This is a genomic window from Variovorax cryoconiti (assembly GCF_051216395.1).
Taxonomy (GTDB): Bacteria; Pseudomonadota; Gammaproteobacteria; order Burkholderiales; family Burkholderiaceae_C; genus Variovorax.
Genome location: NZ_JBPJZI010000022.1, coordinates 1 through 2,435 on the forward strand (window position 1 = coordinate 1; position 2,435 = coordinate 2,435).

At 66.2% G+C, this 2,435-nt stretch carries 2 protein-coding genes; both read right to left on the reverse strand.

Going from position 1 to position 2,435, the window contains the following annotated elements; all coding sequences use genetic code 11:
* Positions 1–17: 17 nt before the first annotated feature.
* Positions 18–536, reverse strand: a complete 519-nt coding sequence (locus ACSFA2_RS25355; RefSeq protein ID WP_435458099.1) for a hypothetical protein — start codon at positions 534–536, stop codon at positions 18–20.
* Positions 537–564: 28 nt separating this feature from the next.
* Complete coding sequence (gene tnpC / locus ACSFA2_RS25360; protein ID WP_435458100.1) at positions 565–2,172, reverse strand: IS66 family transposase; 1,608 nt, start codon at positions 2,170–2,172, stop codon at positions 565–567.
* Between the last annotated feature and the right edge of the window lie 263 nt (positions 2,173–2,435).

Below are 2,435 nucleotides of genomic sequence, written 5' to 3' on the forward strand. Positions count from 1 at the left end.
GTTGACGGCTGGATGGTTTAGGGCGTGATGTCGGTGACGTTCTGAAGCAGAGCGAACGCCACGCGCCATGCGCGGCCATCGCAGTGAACGGTGGCTGTGCGCTGGTTGATCCGAACGATTTCTCCGACGTGCCGCTTCAGGCTTTGGTCGGTAAAGCTCACACGCTGGCCGACGCGGAAGTCCTGCTTGTGATGGATCTCCGGCGGCGGCCTCAGCGGTGCCGCGGGCGCCGGTGAGGGTGACGTGCCTGCCTGCTGCTCATCCACTGGCACGACGGCCGCATACAGCACGCTCAAGCGCTGTTTGCTTTGCTCATCAAGCAGTGTGACCTGCCGGTCCTTCATCGCTGCGATGCGAGCCTCGCGCAGCTTGCCAGTGCCCCAGTCCCAGTACTTTACCAACTGGCCCATGTGCAGCTGCGAGCGCGCCTGCACGATGCGCCTCGGGTCGGCCATGAGTTGCTCGATGACCCAGCTGAGCTGGTACAGCTCGGCGCTTGTGGCCATGGGAAGATCTTCGATCTGCTTGACACGCATGCTGGCGATTTTGCCAGCGGCGATGTGCTCAGGCCGCGAGCTTGTCGGTAGGCTGTGAGCTCGTCGGCGCCGCCTTGGCAAGCTCACCGGCGACCGCCCACGGCAGCAACTCCTCGATGCGGTTGCTCGGCTGGTCGGCGATGCGCTCGAGCACGTGGCGCAAGTAGGCCTGTGGATCGATGCCGACGAGCTTGGCCGAGCCGATCAAGGTGTAAATCACCGCCGCGCTGTGCCCGCCGTTGTCGGAGCCGAGATGCAGGTAGTTCTTGCGCCCGACTGCCACGCCGCGCAGCGCGCGCTCGGCCGCGTTGTTGTGCGCTTCGATCCGCCCGTCGTCGACGAAGCGCGTCAGCGCCGTCCAGTTGCTCAGCGAGTACCCGATCGCCAATGCCATCGGCGACTTCGCCGAGACCTGCGACAGCGCTGTGTCGAACCATTCCTTCAGGTCGCCCAGCATCGCACTCGTGCGTTCCCGGCGAACCCGCATTCGTTCGTGCGGCGGCTTGCCTCGGATCTCGGCCTCCACACCGAAGACCTTGCCGATGCGCTGTAGCGCTTGGTGTGCCAGCGTTCCGGCCAGCTTGTGCTGGCGCTCGTGAATGTCCCACAGCTTGCGTCGCGCATGGCTCCAACAGCCAGCTTCGATCACCCGGCCATCTTCGTATAACGGGTGGTACCCGGCGAAGGCATCGGCTTGCAGGACGCCTTTGAAGTGCCTCAGGTGGCGCACGGGGTGTTCGCCCTTGCGGTTCGCCGAGTACTGGAACCACACCGCCTGCGGCGCTGTGTCGCCGCTGGGCCGGTCATCCCTCACATACACCCACAGGCGGCCTGTTCGAGCCTTGGCGCCTGCGCCGCCGAGCACGCGGATCGGTGTGTCGTCGCCGTGGATCTTGTCGGCGGTCAACACGTAGCGGCCGATGGCGTCGGCCAGCGGGCTCAGCAGACGTGCCGCCTGCGCCACCCAGTCGGCCAGGGTCGAGCGCTGCAGTTCGACGCCTTCACGGCCGTAGATCTGGCACAACCGGTAAAGAGGCGTGTGGTCGCAATACTTGCTCACCAGCACATGTGCGAGCAGGCCGGTGCCGGCCATGCAGCGATCGATGGGACGACTCGGCGCTGACGCCTGCGTGATCGTGCTGCAGCTCGCGCAAGCGAGCTTGGGGCGAACGTGGCGCACGACATGGAAGCTGCCCGGCTCGTAGTCGAGTACCTCCGAGACGTCCTGGCCGATCTCGCGAAGGCCGCGGCCGCAAGCCTCGCAGCTGCAACCGCTGTGCGGCGTGTGCACCACGGTGCGCCGTGGCAGATGATCTGGCAAGTCGCGCACGCCAGTGCGATGTCGCGCCTGACGCTTCCTGCGGGCCTGCTCGATGGACGTGACGTTGGAATGGTGCTCGTCGTCTTCGGCGCCGGCGCCCTCGGCCCGGCTCGCCAGTGTCAATGTCGGTTGCGCGAGCTGGCCGCCCACGAGTTCAAGCTGGGCATGCTCGAGCTGCTCGCTGGAGCGGCCGTACTTCATGCGACGCAAGTACGCCACCTCGACCTTGAGCTTCTCGACAGTGAGCAGAGCGATCTTCAATGCCTCTTGCGAGCGCTGCACTTCGCCGCTGAGCGCGGCGTTGGCGGCAAGCAGTTCCTGCGAGGTCATGGGCACGACTGTGCCGGCCGGAGCCCACCCCTACAACGGGAGTTGTCCTGTCAACTTGGTCGATGCTCCACTACGCCGCTGCGCGCGGCTGCCAGGTGCGCTCGGGTCGGCGCCAGTCGATGCCTTCGAGCAGCATCGACAGCTGTGCACCGCTCAGCGAGATCGAGCCCGACTCGGTGGTGCCGGTCGCCGGGCCCTCGATGCTGGCGGGAGCGGCATCAAGAGGGAACGCGAAGGGCTTCCCGGCG

What these genes read in the sequence shown, in the direction of transcription:
- ACSFA2_RS25355 (WP_435458099.1), bottom strand. Translation starts at nt 536, where the DNA reads ATGCGTGTCAAGCAGATCGAAGATCTTCCCATGGCCACAAGCGCCGAG.